14 protein-coding genes are annotated in these 15,489 nt (G+C 45.7%); 11 read left to right on the top strand and 3 right to left on the bottom strand.

The window, feature by feature from the left end; all coding sequences use genetic code 11:
• The first annotated feature begins 16 nt into the window (after positions 1-16).
• From AC58QT_RS07105 to AC58QT_RS07090, 4 genes are read left to right on the top strand one after another with little or no spacing between them, the layout of a single operon-like run.
• Positions 17-1,762 carry an efflux RND transporter periplasmic adaptor subunit gene (locus AC58QT_RS07105; RefSeq protein WP_497408342.1) on the top strand — a complete coding sequence of 582 codons (1,746 nt, stop codon included), beginning with the start codon at positions 17-19 and terminating at the stop codon, positions 1,760-1,762.
• A gap of 27 nt (positions 1,763-1,789) precedes the next feature.
• Positions 1,790-2,509 carry an ABC transporter ATP-binding protein gene (locus AC58QT_RS07100; protein ID WP_310223756.1) on the top strand — a complete coding sequence of 240 codons (720 nt, stop codon included), beginning with the start codon at positions 1,790-1,792 and terminating at the stop codon, positions 2,507-2,509.
• Positions 2,506-3,684 carry an ABC transporter permease gene (locus tag AC58QT_RS07095; protein WP_497408341.1) on the top strand — a complete coding sequence of 393 codons (1,179 nt, stop codon included), beginning with the start codon at positions 2,506-2,508 and terminating at the stop codon, positions 3,682-3,684. Before AC58QT_RS07100 ends, AC58QT_RS07095 begins: the two co-directional genes overlap by 4 nt.
• A 24-nt stretch (positions 3,685-3,708) precedes the next feature.
• Positions 3,709-5,868: a hypothetical protein gene (locus AC58QT_RS07090; RefSeq protein WP_497408340.1), complete on the top strand. Its 2,160-nt coding sequence runs from the start codon at positions 3,709-3,711 to the stop codon at positions 5,866-5,868.
• A gap of 86 nt (positions 5,869-5,954) precedes the next feature.
• Here AC58QT_RS07090 and AC58QT_RS07085 read toward each other — a convergent pair whose 3' ends face one another.
• The 3 genes from AC58QT_RS07085 to AC58QT_RS07075 all read right to left on the bottom strand — a co-directional run bounded on the left by AC58QT_RS07085 (position 5,955) and on the right by AC58QT_RS07075 (position 7,434).
• On the bottom strand, positions 5,955-6,200 hold the full coding sequence (locus AC58QT_RS07085) for a hypothetical protein (protein ID WP_497408339.1): 246 nt from the start codon (positions 6,198-6,200) through the stop codon (positions 5,955-5,957).
• 282 nt (positions 6,201-6,482) lie between these two features.
• Positions 6,483-7,061 carry a beta-class carbonic anhydrase gene (locus tag AC58QT_RS07080; protein WP_497408338.1) on the bottom strand — a complete coding sequence of 193 codons (579 nt, stop codon included), beginning with the start codon at positions 7,059-7,061 and terminating at the stop codon, positions 6,483-6,485.
• Positions 7,062-7,110: 49 nt separating this feature from the next.
• Positions 7,111-7,434 (bottom strand): iron-sulfur cluster biosynthesis family protein, encoded by a 324-nt coding sequence (locus tag AC58QT_RS07075; RefSeq protein ID WP_497408337.1) that lies wholly within the window; start codon positions 7,432-7,434, stop codon positions 7,111-7,113.
• 173 nt (positions 7,435-7,607) lie between these two features.
• Between AC58QT_RS07075 and AC58QT_RS07070 the strand changes: the two genes are divergently transcribed.
• The 7 genes from AC58QT_RS07070 to AC58QT_RS07040 all read left to right on the top strand — a co-directional run bounded on the left by AC58QT_RS07070 (position 7,608) and on the right by AC58QT_RS07040 (position 15,457).
• Positions 7,608-9,128 carry a carboxypeptidase M32 gene (locus tag AC58QT_RS07070; RefSeq protein ID WP_497408336.1) on the top strand — a complete coding sequence of 507 codons (1,521 nt, stop codon included), beginning with the start codon at positions 7,608-7,610 and terminating at the stop codon, positions 9,126-9,128.
• Between the two features lie 287 nt (positions 9,129-9,415).
• Positions 9,416-10,432, top strand: a complete 1,017-nt coding sequence (locus AC58QT_RS07065) for an ABC transporter substrate-binding protein (RefSeq protein ID WP_497408335.1) — start codon at positions 9,416-9,418, stop codon at positions 10,430-10,432.
• Between the two features lie 43 nt (positions 10,433-10,475).
• A complete protein-coding gene (locus AC58QT_RS07060; RefSeq protein ID WP_497408334.1) occupies positions 10,476-11,249 on the top strand; it encodes an ABC transporter ATP-binding protein in 774 nt (257 codons plus the stop codon).
• Positions 11,242-12,084, top strand: a complete 843-nt coding sequence (locus tag AC58QT_RS07055) for an ABC transporter permease (RefSeq protein WP_497408333.1) — start codon at positions 11,242-11,244, stop codon at positions 12,082-12,084. The genes AC58QT_RS07060 and AC58QT_RS07055 overlap by 8 nt, the downstream gene beginning before the upstream one ends.
• Before the next feature lie 78 nt (positions 12,085-12,162).
• Entirely contained in the window at positions 12,163-13,122 is a 960-nt protein-coding gene (locus AC58QT_RS07050; protein ID WP_497408332.1) for an aromatic acid exporter family protein, read from the top strand.
• Positions 13,123-13,236: 114 nt separating this feature from the next.
• Positions 13,237-13,806 carry an outer spore coat protein CotE gene (locus AC58QT_RS07045; RefSeq protein ID WP_497408331.1) on the top strand — a complete coding sequence of 190 codons (570 nt, stop codon included), beginning with the start codon at positions 13,237-13,239 and terminating at the stop codon, positions 13,804-13,806.
• A 181-nt stretch (positions 13,807-13,987) separates the two neighbouring features.
• Entirely contained in the window at positions 13,988-15,457 is a 1,470-nt protein-coding gene (locus tag AC58QT_RS07040) for a putative amidoligase domain-containing protein (protein WP_497408330.1), read from the top strand.
• The last annotated feature ends 32 nt before the right edge of the window (positions 15,458-15,489 follow it).

Below are 15,489 nucleotides of genomic sequence, written 5' to 3'. Positions count from 1 at the left end.
AGGGGGAAGTATCAGAATGAAATTTTTTCGCAGTAAATGGTTCATCTTGATTGTGGCAATCCTCGTTTGTGCTGGTGGTTCCTATGCCTATCTATCGAAAGGAAAGAAATCGAAAGCAGCAGAGACCAAAGAAGTTACAGTAGATGTAAAAAAAGGGAACATTCGCTCATCCGTTTCGGGAACTGCCCAATTTGAGCCAAAGGATACCCAAACGATTTCATCTACAGAGAATGCTATTATTAAATCAATTAATCTGACACGTAATCAGACTGTTAAAGCTGGTGATGTTCTGATCGAACTGACAAGCTCGAACTTGGAAAATGATCTTCGAGATAACCAAACGACTTATGAGCAGTTGGAGAAAGATTTGAACACGAAGCAGCAGCAACGAGGAATTACTGGCGTTACTGCACCAATCAGTGGGAAGTTAACGTATGCCAATATTGATGTTGGCACCACGATTAATAAATCTACGAAAATCGCAACGATTGGCGATGCAAGTACACTAAACGTTACACTGCCATTTTTCGTGGAGGATGCGGGGCAATTACATAAAGGTGATACGATCGACATCACCGTGGATGGCTTTCTGATCACCAAAACAGGCTCAATTACAGCCATTGCCAAAGATCCGAAATCAGATGGCAAAGGCGGAAAGCTTATCGATATTGATATTCAGATTAAAAACGACAATTCTATGGATGCAGGCATGAATGCCATGGGATCGGCAACCATCGGTGGACGTGCAGTTGATTCTCAAGGGAAAGCAGCACTTCAGTATGTGCAGGTTGCTACAGTTCTTGCAGGAACAACTGGCAGCATCTCAACTATGCCGTTCAAAACAGGCGTTATTGTCCGTCAAGGCGATCTGTTGGCCTCCTTTTTGAATGATACCTTAGATGATGATATAACCACGGCGCAAGCTGCACTAGAGCGTCAAAAATTGAAAGTGGATGCAGCACAAGATCGCGTAACTGCACTGAAAATTTTGGCTCCTTTCGATGGTACATTTTCAACAGATTTCGTGAATAAAAAAGTGGATATTCTGAGCAATTTCCGCCCGGGAACAAGGGTTCAAAGCGGCACGCAGTTTGGTACTGTAGCTAGCTTTGCCAAAATGCAGCTCCCGGTTCAAGTGGATGAGCTGGACTTGCCGAACATTAAAGTAGGAATGAAGGCTGAGATTAAGGTTGATTCTTTCCCAGGACGCCCATTCCCAGCTGAAGTGACGCAAGTATCAACAGTGGGTACGACTACGAATGGTGTAACGTTCTATGATGTCATTCTTGCAACTGAAAACAAAGATAATTTGTTGAAATACGGGATGACAGCGACGGGTGAAATTTTGATTCAAGATAAGAAAGATGTTCTGTATATCCCACCAGAAGCGCTTCAACTACAGCGTGGAAAACGCGTTGTAACTGTGAAAAAAGCGGATGGCACGTTAGAAACAGAACATGAAGTGAAAATTGGTATTCGTTCCACAACGCAAATCGAGATCACGGAAGGACTTAAAGAAGGCGATAAAGTTGTCTTGCCTCAAGCTGTAAAAAGACAGCAAAATTTAAGTCAAGACGAGATTAATCGTTTGAGACAACAATTCCAGCAAGGCGCAGGTGGTGCCGGCGGAGCTGGCGGTGGCGGTAACTTCCAGCAATTCCAACAAGGTGGCGCAGGCGGAGCTGGCGGTGGAGGCAATGCCGGAGGCGGAGCTGCACAGCGTACCCAAGGTGGCGGTAATGCTGGTGGCGGAAACAGATAATGCTGCCCTGAAAGGAGCTATTGCGGGATGAATATCATTGAACTAAAAGATATTACGAAAACCTATAGGCGCGGCGAGGAAGATCTTCCCATTCTCCGCAATATATCGTTATCTGTAGCCGAGGGTGATTTTGTCGCCATTATCGGACCAAGTGGTTCCGGCAAATCAACCTTGATGAATACAATCGGTTTGTTGGATATACCAAGCTCAGGCAGCTATACGTTGGATGGTGTAGTGACGGAACGCATGAGTGATAATGAATTAGCTGAGTTACGCAATCAGAAGATCGGCTTTATCTTTCAGCAGTTTAATCTGCTTCCGCGATTGACGGCGATGGAGAACGTTGAGCTTCCGATGATTTACGCGGGTATTTCTAAGAAAGAGCGTAAGGAGCGCGCCAATGCCATGCTGAAAATGCTTGGGATGGGCGAACGCGGTCATCATCGACCAAGCGAGCTGTCCGGTGGTCAGCAGCAGCGTGTAGCCATTGCGCGTGCATTGGCTATCTCACCATCCTTGATTTTGGCGGATGAGCCGACAGGAGCTTTGGACTCACGTACAGGTGAGGAAGTGCTCGAGCTAATCCTACAACTTAATGCGCAAGGCAATACGATCGTTCTCATTACGCACGACCATCATATCGCGGATAATGCCAAACGTGTCGTTGCCCTTCGCGACGGTGTCATCGTGGATGACTATCGAAATGACACGAACAAAGCTTTGTTGCAGCAAGAGGTGAGCGTATGAAGGTAAGTGAACTCATCCGGATGTCGCTTCGGACGATTATTTCAAGTCCGATGCGAACATTTCTCACCATGTTAGGCGTTATTATTGGCGTAAGCTCGGTTGTAACGCTCGTTTCCATCGGTCAAGGAACTTCGGAGGCGATTGCGAAGCAATACGAGAACATGGGAACGAATTTACTTGTGGTTACGGCGACTGGGACTGGACGTGCGACACAGTTAGCCTATGATGATTTGATGAATTTCGAGAATTTCCCGGAATTCAAATCCATTGCACCGACGATGTCGAAGAACGGCTCTAACGTCAAATATGATCGTACACAAGAGAAATATAACGTGCTAGGAACGAATGATCGTTATTTCGACATCATCAAAGCAAAAATTGATAAAGGTCGAAATTTGTCGCCGACAGACCTTGAGTTTCGTTCCAATGTTGCGATTTTGGGCAGTGAAGTGACCAAAAAGTTTTTCGGGACATTAGATCCAGTTGGCGAAAACATCAATATTGATGGTGTTGTGTTCAACGTCATTGGGACGCTCAAAGAAAAAGGATCTAACATTGGGGGAGCTTCTGTCGATAGCTCTGTCATCGTGCCGCTGGAATCGGCAAGACGTCAATTTAAGCTGGGACAAATCCGGACAACGTATATCGAAGCACCTACGAAAGAGGATATTTATACCGCTCAGGAGACGATGAAGCAGTTCCTGACGTATAAATTCAAAAGTGATACAGGCTTTGTTTTAACGAATCAGGACGAGCTATTGAAAGCACGGACAGAAGCAACCAATACGCTTACGAATCAATTAGTAGCGGTTGCGTTGATTTCCTTGCTTGTCGGTGGTATCGGGATTATGAACATTATGTTGGTTACGGTAAGTGAACGTACACGTGAGATCGGGATTCGCAAATCGATTGGTGCGAAGCGTCGAAATATTTTGCTGCAATTCTTGGTGGAAGCGGTCGTTATCAGTGGAATGGGCGGCTTGATCGGACTTCTGCTAGGGATTGGTTTCTCTTATGCACTGCCGTATTTCAGCCCGAAACAGTCAACCAGTCTTTCATTTAATGTAGGCCTTTATTCCTTCTTATTCTCTGTCTTAGTCGGTGTGATTTTCGGTCTATATCCGGCTAATAAAGCATCCAAGCTGCGTCCGATTGACGCGTTGCGTTCTGACTAAATGTAACTACAAGGAGGACTTCCTGTGATTCAACAACGTAAAATGAAAAGACTGCTCAGTCGTTCAGCTTTATTGCTAACTGCTGCTAGCTTTCTAACACTTCCTCTGGCAACCTCAGCTTTCGCTGGTAAGGAAGGTGTATTTCTAAGTGATTCCGTCTATTTCACATTAGACAAAGTGTCGTTATCCGTTGGGGCGGAGGATGGCTCGTTACGTTTCTCACTTGGTTTGAATAATCATAGTGACGCCATCGTCGATTTTAATAATTATGGTGTTAAAGTCATAGATGCGAATGGCATTACGTATACAGCGAAGCTTAATGAGAAGGTAGTAGCACGTGTGAAGGCAGGAGAGACGGGGACGTTTAAATTTACGTCAGAAATTCCGAACAATCTAACCCCTTCCGATTTGAAAGTGGATATTTTCAGATGGAATAATAACACGACATCAGGGATTGGCGCGCTTTCTGTCGAATCTGCGATGGTTGACGGGGGTCAAACGCTGGAGCAGCAAGCAGCTATTAATTTAAAAGAGATTGATACAACGCTAGCTGAAGAAGTTATAGTAACCGCTAAACTAGGTAAAAGTTATAAGGTTTACAAAGACGGTGTGTGGATGGTCTACACGGATCTGACACTTGCGAATGAAAGTAGTTCAAGCGTTAAGCTGCCAGAAGGTCTGGAACTCAATTTCACAGACGGTAAAGGATTGACCTATGGAGCACAGTTTATTGGGAATGTAGGATCATTGCTTCCTGAAGAGCCTGTGACTGTGAAATTGCAGGCAGCTGTACCGGCTTCGATAGATACGAACAAATTGTCTTTGGTTTTTTCACCTAAAGGCAAAGTGAAAACGACGGTACTAGGCACATTGAACGCTGCAAAGACGTTCGCCGTAGGCAAAATTGGTGACAAAGTAGCTTATCCATATACAGAATCGAATGATGATTTGAAAGGTCTCGTCATCTCGACCTCTTGGGCAACAGCCGTTCAACAATCCGATGGGTTGCATGTACAGGCGAATGTGACGTTGACCAACGAAGGTGAAGGAATTATTACGATTCCAAACCTAACAGCTGAGTTCCAGGCGAATCGTGGCAACGTTGGCGTGACATCCAGTGATAACGCGGTACGTACTTCGTATTTATCACCAAATGAGTCCACTACGTTCCGTTTCCAAGGCGTGGTGCCTGCGGCGCTTAACGCAGAAGTGTTACAACTTGTTCTGCTGGAGAAACAAGCTGCTGCTGCGACAACAACACAAACAGGTACAGGCAGCAATGGCAATACGGGGAATACGGATAACAATACAAATAACAATGCGAATAACAATTCGAAACAAGTAGCCTCTCTGCCAGTAGCTGTAACCACACTTGCGGGTGCAGGTGCTGCGAGTGAAGCTACAACCTATGCAGCTGCAGAAGATTACAAAATCGGTGATTCCTTTAAATTATCATCCTCGAATAACATGGATTCCAACTTGGATATGTCGCTCGTTGAGTTGGGTATGAGTGTGAATTCGGACTTTGGTTACAAGACGGTAGTTGGGAAATATAAATTAACGAATAAAGGAACGACAACATTAACGTTCCCGGATTTCCAAACAGATTTAACGAACGAAGACGGTTACACCTATACAGGTGTACGTCAAACCAATGTGGCGAAGAGCATTGCGCCTAACACAAGCTACGTTCTGAACTACTCTTATATGGTGCCTGATACAGAAGATGCGGATAAGCTTGCGCTAAATCTCTATGATCCGAGCCGACTGGCACTTGGCTCATACAAAGCCGAAGTGCAGTCTGTTCCAGCGACGGGGCCTATCTCTGTATATCCATTTACTATCGATTTTGACGACTATACGATTAGTACTACGTATAGCAAAGATGGAGGGTACGGTTACCGCATGCGGTTAGATCTGGATGTGCAGCGACAGGCACAAGTGATCACGGATGCGAATTTCTCCTCGCTCTTGTTTGAGGTAGTGGACATGGAAGGACGTCTACTGAGCTCCAAAACATTGACCTTCACAGGCCAGCAAAAAATAATGTCCGGAATTCAGTTCCTGGAATTCCCGAATTTAAGATCGGAACAAGATACTTCAGGCTCATTTATCAACATTTATGAAGTTGTTTCCACGCCGAATGGAGAAGCAAAACGCTTAATCAGAACGATTAAGCCATAATCGGTAAAGACGAAAAAGAGTAGGTCCAGGGTAAACTGGATCTACTCTTTTTCTCAATGGGAGGCACCGCGGCGGGCGGCGGTCCGCTACTCTGCTGTAACTCGAATTTTTCGACTTACAGCGCCTAAGTGGTCGCTTTCTGTTGCTGTAACTCGAATTTTTCGAGTTACAGCGCCCAAGTGACCGCATTCTGCTGCTGTAACTCGAATTTTTCGAGTTACAGCGCCCAAATGGCCGCATTCTGCTGCCGTAACTCGAATTTTTCGAGTTACAGCGCCCAAATGGCCGCATTCTGCCGCTGTAACTCGAATTTTTCGAGTTACAGCGCCCAAATGGCCGCATTCTGCCGCTGTAACTCGAATTTTTCGACTTACAGCGCCTAAGTCGCCGCATTCTGCCGCTGTAACTCGAATTTTTCGACTTACAGCGCCAAAGTGGCCGCATTCTGCCGCTGTAACTCGAATTTTTCATTCTCTTGTGCACATTTTTTGCAACTAGCCCCCGGAGCTGCTACATTTCTCAGCACATGAAGAGATTTCTGCTTGTTGTCCCAAGAGTGGTAGCAAAAAGGGACCCAGCCAAATGCTGAGTCCCTTTTATACGAAACTGCTGTGCTACAGCAGTTCAGGTGATGGCGGATAGGCCGCATCTACAAGATCCAAGCGACCTGTTTCTGGGTCGATGATCATGCCGTGAACAGGTAGATTTTTAGGTAATAAAGGATGATTTCGAATGATATTCACACTTTTCTCGATGCCTTCTCGTACATCATTGAATCCTGTTAGCCATTTGTTCAGATCAATCCCTGCATGACCTAATGTTTCAATGACATCATCGGAGATTCCTCTGGATTTCGCATTGGCAATGACGTTTGCCGAGTTAAGTCCTGTCATCCCGCAATCGTAATGTCCAATGACGAAAACTTCATCAGCCTGCAACTGATAGACAGCAACAATAATACTGCGCATTAGACTGCCGAAAGGGTGAGAGACGATGGCGCCGGCATTTTTAATAATTTTAGCATCACCATTATGTAGATTCATGGCTTTAGGAAGTAATTCGACTAAGCGTGTATCCATACATGTAACAACGACCATTTTCTTGTCTGGAAATTTCGTGGTCAGAAACTCTTGATACTGTTGCGTTTCTACAAAATCCTTGTTGTAGCTCAAAATTTCATTAATCAAAGACATGGTGTTCCCTCCAGGTAAGTTGTTGGCTGCGTTTCTATGTTGTGCAGCGTTATCGTTTGTCGACTAGGCTCATACCCGCATTGTAAATCTGATTATTACTCTTTAGTATATAGGATTTATTGGCTTCGTGAAAGTCGATTTTCATATTCTCCTCGAAAAAGATCTCGTCCTTCGCTTTATATACCAATGGGAAAAAGTCGGTTACAGCCTCAGCATCCTCAGTTTTTGCCTCAGTTACCAACCATAAGGTAGGCACGCCGTTGACGGAACACCCACAGCCTTCCGTATCAAAAACGAGTTTAAGTAAGGTGTTGTTTTGATTCAAATATGGTGACAATCGTTGTTTCGCTGTATCCGTAAACGTGATGTTCATTCCGGTCATCTCCCTTGTTAAGTTGCACCCCAAACAGCCAGTCATTCCAAGGCATTATTATATTGTACCACATCTAGATGGAAATTTGATTCTATCCCTCGTAGGAAGTATGATAAATATTGAAAATGCTTGCGATGTTAGTTTTCTATCGAAAACTTGAAGGAGATGAGCACATGAGTGTTGGTGTTGTAAATGCGAAATTGGCATCGTTCAAATCTTATGTTCGTAAAATGAAGCAGTACGAAGAGGCAATCTCTTTGATTTATTGGGACATGCGGACAGGTGCTCCGAAAAAAGGGATTGAAACGCGTTCCGAAGTTGTCGGTGAGCTCTCCACCGAGGTGTTTCGGATGTCTACGTCGGATGAAATGGGTAGTTATCTCGACTTTTTCATGCAGCCAGCTGAGCTGGACCAATTAGATCCCATTTCCCGCAAAATGGTGCAAGAATGCAAAAAAGAATATGACCGCAGCAAAAAAATACCAGCTGAAAAATATCAGGCATATGTTGTATTGACGTCTCAGGCAGAGTCTGCTTGGGAAGGCGCGAAGCATAATTCTGATTGGGCGTCCTTCCAACCATTTTTGGAGAAAATTGTAGCGACTACACAAGAATTTATCGAGCTGTGGGGCTATGAAGGGCATAAATATAACACATTGTTGGATATGTATGAGCCAGGAATGACAGTAGAGAAGTTAGATGAGGTATTCGGCACCCTACGGGAAAAAGCAGTTCCATTGCTAGGGCGGATCGCCGCTTCAGCCAACCAGCCTAATCGTACCTTCTTAGATCAACAATTCGATATTGGTAAGCAAAAGCAATTCTCGCTATCAATTTTGAAACAAATGCAATATGATTTCGAAGCAGGTCGCCTGGATGAAACTGTCCATCCTTTTGCTACAGCACTGAACCCAGGAGATGTACGTATTACGACACGTTATTTGCCCAATGATATCACTTCGGCCTTGTTCGGGACGATTCATGAAGGCGGACATGCGCTGTATGAGCAAAATATTTCAACAGACCTCGTTGGAACGAATCTGTGTACAGGTACTTCCATGGGGATTCACGAATCGCAGTCCCGCTTCTGGGAAAATGTCATCGGCCGCAGCAAACAGTTCTGGGATCGCTACTATGGTGAGCTGCAGACGACGTTCAGCGGGCAAATTGATGATGTTAGTGTCGAGGATTTCTATCGTGCCATTAACCATATTGAGCCATCATTAATCCGAATTGAAGCGGATGAGCTCACGTATAACTTACATATCATGATTCGATATGAGCTTGAAAAAGGGTTATTCAACGGTACGATTGCCGTAGCAGATCTTCCAGCGGCGTGGAATGCGAAATACGAGGAGTATTTAGGGGTAACACCACCGAATGACGGAGAAGGCGTCCTGCAGGATGTGCATTGGTCTGGCGGCGCTTTCGGCTATTTCCCATCGTATGCGCTTGGGAACATGTACGCGGCGCAATTCACGAACACGCTCCGGAAAGAGCTGCCGAACTTTGATAGCTTAATTGCTGAAGGCAATCTGGCACCTATCAAAGCATGGTTGACGGAGAAAGTGTACCAACACGGTAAACTGCTCACGCCGAATGAAATCATTCAACAAGTTACAGGTGAACCGTTAAATCCGGAATATCTGATTGCGTATTTGGAAGAGAAGTACGCCGAAGTATACGGAATTTAAAGGATTTCAGTAAGTAAGCACATAGTAGCTATAGGAAGTATTAGAAACAGCTTTCGGTTGACGGTGATTCCGTCAGGGGAAGCTGTTTTTTCGTGTTGCTGCTTGTGTGTCATCTCCAAACCCACTGCATGTCTTCGTACGCACGCACAAAAGCACGATAGCATCGTCATCATCTTCGTCAAATTTTCCAAATTTTATGGACGCCACAAGGTTTTTTGTAAGAACTATTAACCGACGTCTGGGCTCTTGCATATGATACAGTACAATTCAAATCGGAGGGACGTCTTATGAACAATCGGAAAAGATGGGGATTCACACTATCCGTCGTTCTGCTCCTAAGCATAATTGCTTCTGCGTGTGGAACCAAAACGGAAGAAACGACGAAGGTGCGCATTGGTGAGGTGACGCGTTCCTTGTTCTATGCACCGCAATATGTCGCGTTATCACAGGGGTTTTTCAAAGATGAAGGGCTTGATGTTGAGCTCACAACGACACCAGGCGGAGATAAAACAATGACCGCACTGCTCTCGAATGCAATCGATGTGGCACTAGTAGGCTCAGAAACTTCGATCTACGTATCACAGCAAGGCTCGGATGATCCTGTCATCAATTTTGCCCAACTTACGCAAACAGACGGAACTTTTCTCGTAGCACGCAACAAAGTGGATAAGTTGGATTGGAACGCCCTCAAAGGGAAAGTTTTCCTAGGTCAACGTAAGGGCGGAATGCCGCAAATGGCAGGCGAATTCACCTTAAAGAAGCACAACATTGATCCACAAAAGGATTTACAGCTGATCCAAAATATTGATTTTGCTAACATTGTTTCGGCATATGCTTCAGGCACAGGGGAGTATGTACAGCTTTTCGAACCGCAAGCGTCCATTATTGAAAAAGAAGGCAAGGGGTATGTGCTGGCATCCTTCGGGGTAGAAAGCGGACATTTACCGTATACCGTCTTCATGGCGAAGCAAAGCTTTTTGAAGTCGAATGGGAGCACGATTCAGAAGTTCACGAATGCCATTCAACGGGCGCAGCTGTGGGTTGCTGCGAAAAGTGTGGATGAAATCACCGAAGCGGTATTGCCATATTTTAAAGATATTGATGTCGCGATTGTCAAAAATGTAGTGAAACGGTATAAAGATCAAGGTTCCTTTGCTCCAGATGGCATTGTGGATGAAGCCGAATGGAACAATTTACTCGATGTTATGGCATCAGCTGGCGAACTGAAAGAGAAAGTAGCTTGGAGTAAATTAGTGAATAATTCCTTTGCGGAAAAAGCGAAAACGAATGTGAAGAAGTACTAAAAGAAAATACCCGCAAGATGGAGAAAAGAGGAGGTTAGGCGCCATGGAAACAGCTGTGCAAGTGGGGGATGTCACGCAGGTATATGTCACAGAAGAGCGAGCCACGCTGGCCCTCCAAGGAATTTCGTTCGACATTGCCAAAGGCGAGTTTGTCAGTTTGATTGGTCCTAGCGGTTGTGGCAAAACAACGCTCTTATCCATCATTGCGGGACTCCTCCCGCCGACCTCTGGCAGGGTCACCGTAGCCGGTCATCATGTGCAGGGGCCATCGGCAAAAGTAGGCTACATGCTGCAGCAGGACTACTTATTTCCTTGGCGAACGATTGAAGCTAATGCTTGTATGGGGTTGGAAATCGCAGGCTCACTGACGAAAGAGAAGAGGCAGGGGGCGCTTCACTTATTGGAAGAGATGGGTCTGCTTGCTTTCAAAGATTATTATCCCGCGCAGCTATCAGGCGGTATGCGGCAACGCGTTGCGCTCGTCCGAACCTTGGCAACGGAACCGGAATTGCTGCTATTGGATGAGCCATTTTCCGCACTGGACTATCAGACGAAGCTGCAGCTAGAAGATTTGGTTGTAGAGACGCTGCGCGCAAAGAAGAAAACCGCGATTCTAGTCACGCATGATATTTCAGAAGCGATTGCGATGAGTGACCGCATTATTGTGTTGGCGCCGAATCCAGGGCGTATTCGCAGAACCTTCGAAATGCCAGACGTAGTTCGGGCAGCCGTACCTTTTGAAGCGAGAGAATTGCCTGAATTTCATGTACTATTTCGACAAATTTGGCAGGAATTTGGGGGTGTGCAGCATGGATAATCTAGATGAGGGGCACATCCTCAAAGAGCAATCGAATGAGAAATTAAAGCAGGATGTACATCAGCGTTTTCTAAAGGCCAGAAAGCGAGAGACGAAGTGGGTTCGACTTTTTCAAGCAGCGATTCTACTTCTGTTTTTATCCATATGGGAAATTGCATCGCGATTGAAATGGATTGATGTGCTGCTTTTTAGCTATCCATCTAAAGTATTTCAGCTGCTCTGGGAGAAGTTGCTTGACGGAACGCTACTTCCTCATGTCGCTGTAACCGTAGAAGAAACAATTATTGGGTTTTTCTTGGGTACCCTTTTCGGAACAGCCTTAGCGGTCGTGATTTGGTGGTCTCCTTTTCTATCGCGGATATTGGATCCCTATATTGTCGTGTTAAATAGTATGCCGAAAGTAGCGCTAGGGCCCTTATTTATTGTAGGCTTCGGGCCTGGACTGCTTTCGATTATCGCGACAACACTTTCGATTACGGTTATTATTACGACACTTGTTGTATACGGAAGCTTCAAGGAAGTGGATCATAATTACATTAAGGTTGTAAAATTATTCGGTGGCAATCAGCGTAAAGTTTTTCTCAAAGCCATTTTCCCCGCTTCGTTCCCCACTATTGTTTCTACGCTGAAAGTCAATGTTGGCTTGGCCTGGATCGGCGTCATTGTCGGAGAATTTCTAGTGTCCCAGAAGGGGCTGGGATACTTAATCATATATGGCTTTCAAGTTTTTAATTTCACTTTAGTGATATCCACCTTATTCGTAATTGCTTTAGTCGCTACGGTGATGTACCAGCTTGTTGCCAACCTAGAGAAGAAACTAACGAAACATCGGTAATAGAGAGAGGCTTGCCACAACACTATGTAAAATGAAATAATGAGCCCATAGAATAACCTGTAAAGAGGTGAAAACGCTATGGGCTTTCGTGTGCTCAAAACAGCTGTTGCCGTCATAATCGCGATGTACTTGGCGTATATATTAGGGGTTCATACGCCAGGGGCAGCGGGACTTCTTGCCATTCTGGGTATTGAAGTGACGAAGAAGAAAGGCATTCAGAGTGCCCTACACCGTATCGCGGCATCCATTTTGGCTTTATTCATTGGTTCCATATTATTTAACGTGTTTGGCTTTCATATCTGGGTGGTTAGTTTGTTTATTCTTATCGTGTTTCCCGTTCTCGTTCGGCTTCGGATTACCGAAGGGGCTGTAACAGGAGCGGTCGTGATGCTGCATCTCTTTGCTTATGAGTCGGCGGATTGGCATTCCGTGCTCAACGAGCTGATTTTGTTAGTCATTGGACTGGGATCAGCGACCCTGATCAATATCGCCTACATGCCGAAGGCAGACACCTCACTGAACGCGCATAAACGAAAAATTGAGGAGTTATTTTCTGTCATCTTTATCAACATTGCCAAGCATCTCCGGGATGATAAAGTCATTTGGGATGGAAAAGAGCTGCTGGAAGTTAGTGAGGAAATCGAAAATGGCGCTTTAATGGCCAAACGTTCGATGGACAATACGTTGTTATTCGGCTGGGATCCTTATTGGCGAGTGTATTTCTACATGCGTGGGGAGCAGCTGGAATCGATACATCGCATGATTGATCTAGTGGCCGGCGTGTATCAGACTTTACCTCAAGGAGAGTTAGTCGCTGCGATCTTCGAAGATATTAGCCAAACTGTCAAGGAAGACTATTATACAGGGGCTGCGGAGAAAGAATTACAAGAGCTGGTGGCTCGATATAAATTGATGCCTTTGCCTGAGAGTCGTGAAGAATTCGAAGTGAGATCAGCGATTTTACAGCTTAACAGGGAGTTAATGCACTACTTAGCTATTGCCAAAAAGCAAAAAAAACACCGTCCAGAAGCGGGTTGACTCTGACAGATATAAGTATTTTTGAATCTCAAAAATAATATAAAATAATTGTCACTCTAGACTACTGTCCTGCATACACTTGTAATGAATGATTGTATGGAGGAGGTTGAAAGGATGTCATTAGATAAAGATTTGCAATGCAGAGAGATCATTACAAAAGCTGTCTGCGGTAAAGGTCGCAAATTTTCTCATGTAAGTCATACCGTGACTCCGCCTTATTCTCCAACCAGTATTTTGGGCGCTTGGATTATTAATAACCAATTCGAGGCTGTCCATTCATCTGGAGAGGGCGTAGAGGTAGTTGGTACTTACGATATCAACATCTGGTATTCTTACGATCGTAACACCAAAACAGACGTAGCAAAAGAAACTGTATCGTATGTAGAAATTGTTGGACTAAGCTACTTAGACAAAAAACATAAGTCGGCGACAGCCGAAGTATCAGCTGTCGCGACGCAGGAGCCGAATTGCGTTGAAGCCAGCATCTCGTCTAGCGGCACCGGCGTAACCATTCGGGTGGAACGTGAGTTCCAAGTAGAACTCATTGCCGAAACAAAAGTCTGTGTAGTCGTTTGCACCAACGGCTGCAATGACTTCGACGACAAGCACGTGGATTTCGATGACAGTAGCGATGGGGATTTTGAGGATCTGGACGCCGATCTGCTCGAGGATGAACTGGATTAAGGGAGCTTTCAGAAATTCGATACTTGATTTCGGAAAGTCTCCTAAGGAACTTTATACGCCAGTATATGCGGGCTAAAAGGGTTCGGCAGAGGGCATTTGCCCTCTTTTTTGTTGTATTCGCACTTTTGGGCAGGATGCGCTTATAACTAAGCAGCAAAGTTAAAAATGAGGGGGTGTTTGCGTGGAAACCTTCTTCCTGCATGCTCAGGAGAAAGACGCACTTGAGCTTGCTGAACGAATCCGGATACCTAGTGGATCTAGGCTTCCTGAGAATTGGCAAGGACAGATCGTACTGCATTGGGGAGCCGCACATGATGAATATCCCTACCTGGCTGCTCTGCAGCCCATTAAAGCGATCATGCGCGCTCAGAATCGAAGGAAGCGGGAGGAGATACTTCAGCTTCATGGGATGAAAACAATGGCATCTCATGCTGCTTCAGCTCAGGGGAAAAAGGAACAGAAGCCATTTATACTTAAATATAAAGTGGCTGTTTTTCACTTGCAAACGCTTCTCATTTATGAAAAAAAAGAGACCGTTCTGCTTGCTGAGAAATCCTTGCAACATCAGAGACAATATCGTGTGAACGCAGCTTACATAGAAGTCGGAACAGCTCAAATCAATTTCCACGCACGCAGAGCGAGCCGGGAATCCGTTAAAGCTATTTACGCACTTGGCTTAGACTACGGCCTCGTCACCATCGGTATCACGCCCAGTGGGCATACGCTCGTGCTGGATGTAGATCCCGTTCCCAAGTTGAACGGGAGATTAGTACAGCTCTTTGCGCAAGCGATTGATCAGTATGATCAATCGCTCACTAAAGAGCTGGAACGGAAAGAGCGAGCCATGCTCGGCTGCGACCCCGAATTCCTGCTCGTGAATCCGCAGGGGAAGGTCGTATTCGCCGACCGCTTCTTAACCCGGGAAGGCGCTGTGGGCAGCGACGCCATCGTATTGAGCGGCCATCGCGTGATTCTGCCGCTAGCAGAGCTGCGCCCACAGCCCAGCGTTGATCCGCTGCAGCTTGTAAAGAATGTGCGAGTGACCATGGGGATTGCTGCACGGAAGATTACCGACCATAGCCTAGCTTGGTGCTCTGGCGGCATGCCCGTGCGAGGCTACCCGCTAGGCGGTCACATCCATTTTAGCCGCTGCTGGATGAATGTACATCTGCTGCGGGCCCTGGACAATTATCTCGCGCTGCCGCTGATTTTAATTGAAGACGAATCAACGCGCGGTCGACGTCCAAGATATGGCTATTTAGGTGACTTCCGCAAAAAGTCACATGGCGGGTTCGAATACCGAACACTGCCAAGCTGGCTTCAGACTCCTACCATTACACGAGGAGTGTTCGCACTTGCCGCCTTGCTTGTGAATAATTACTGGCGTTTGCCGCGGAAGCCGCTGCAAGAACTCGATATCCAAGCGGCTTATTACAAGGGTGATAAGAACAGGCTTCAGGTTGAGGTTGCCAAGCTTTGGAAGGATTTGGAGCAGCTCAAGGGTTATGAGCTCTATGCAGGGGCATTGGAAGGGCTTCGATTACAGATAACCTCCATGCTGCCGTGGCGCGAGATGGCCGACATTCGGGTCGCTTGGAAAATTGCACCCGGTGTGCGTAAAGAAGCTTTTGACGAAGAAATCATGTTATAATAGATTATCTATTGCATCCTAGAGTTAGAGAT

This window comes from Paenibacillus sp. J31R109 (genome assembly GCF_059692055.1).
The sequence above is the reverse complement of the archived record's forward strand: the minus strand, read 5'-3'. Positions and strand labels throughout refer to the sequence as shown.

Bases quoted from the DNA above. Each gene is read 5' to 3' on its own strand.
- AC58QT_RS07070 (WP_497408336.1), top strand. From the start codon at position 7,608: ATGAGTGTTGGTGTTGTAAATGCGAAATTGGCATCGTTCAAATCTTAT.
- AC58QT_RS07095 (WP_497408341.1), top strand. From the start codon at position 2,506: ATGAAGGTAAGTGAACTCATCCGGATGTCGCTTCGGACGATTATTTCA.
- AC58QT_RS07055 (WP_497408333.1), top strand. From the start codon at position 11,242: ATGGATAATCTAGATGAGGGGCACATCCTCAAAGAGCAATCGAATGAG.
- AC58QT_RS07075 (WP_497408337.1), bottom strand. From the start codon at position 7,434: ATGAACATCACGTTTACGGATACAGCGAAACAACGATTGTCACCATAT.
- AC58QT_RS07045 (WP_497408331.1), top strand. From the start codon at position 13,237: ATGTCATTAGATAAAGATTTGCAATGCAGAGAGATCATTACAAAAGCT.
- AC58QT_RS07060 (WP_497408334.1), top strand. From the start codon at position 10,476: ATGGAAACAGCTGTGCAAGTGGGGGATGTCACGCAGGTATATGTCACA.
- AC58QT_RS07050 (WP_497408332.1), top strand. From the start codon at position 12,163: ATGGGCTTTCGTGTGCTCAAAACAGCTGTTGCCGTCATAATCGCGATG.
- AC58QT_RS07100 (WP_310223756.1), top strand. From the start codon at position 1,790: ATGAATATCATTGAACTAAAAGATATTACGAAAACCTATAGGCGCGGC.
- AC58QT_RS07105 (WP_497408342.1), top strand. From the start codon at position 17: ATGAAATTTTTTCGCAGTAAATGGTTCATCTTGATTGTGGCAATCCTC.
- AC58QT_RS07065 (WP_497408335.1), top strand. From the start codon at position 9,416: ATGAACAATCGGAAAAGATGGGGATTCACACTATCCGTCGTTCTGCTC.
- AC58QT_RS07080 (WP_497408338.1), bottom strand. From the start codon at position 7,061: ATGTCTTTGATTAATGAAATTTTGAGCTACAACAAGGATTTTGTAGAA.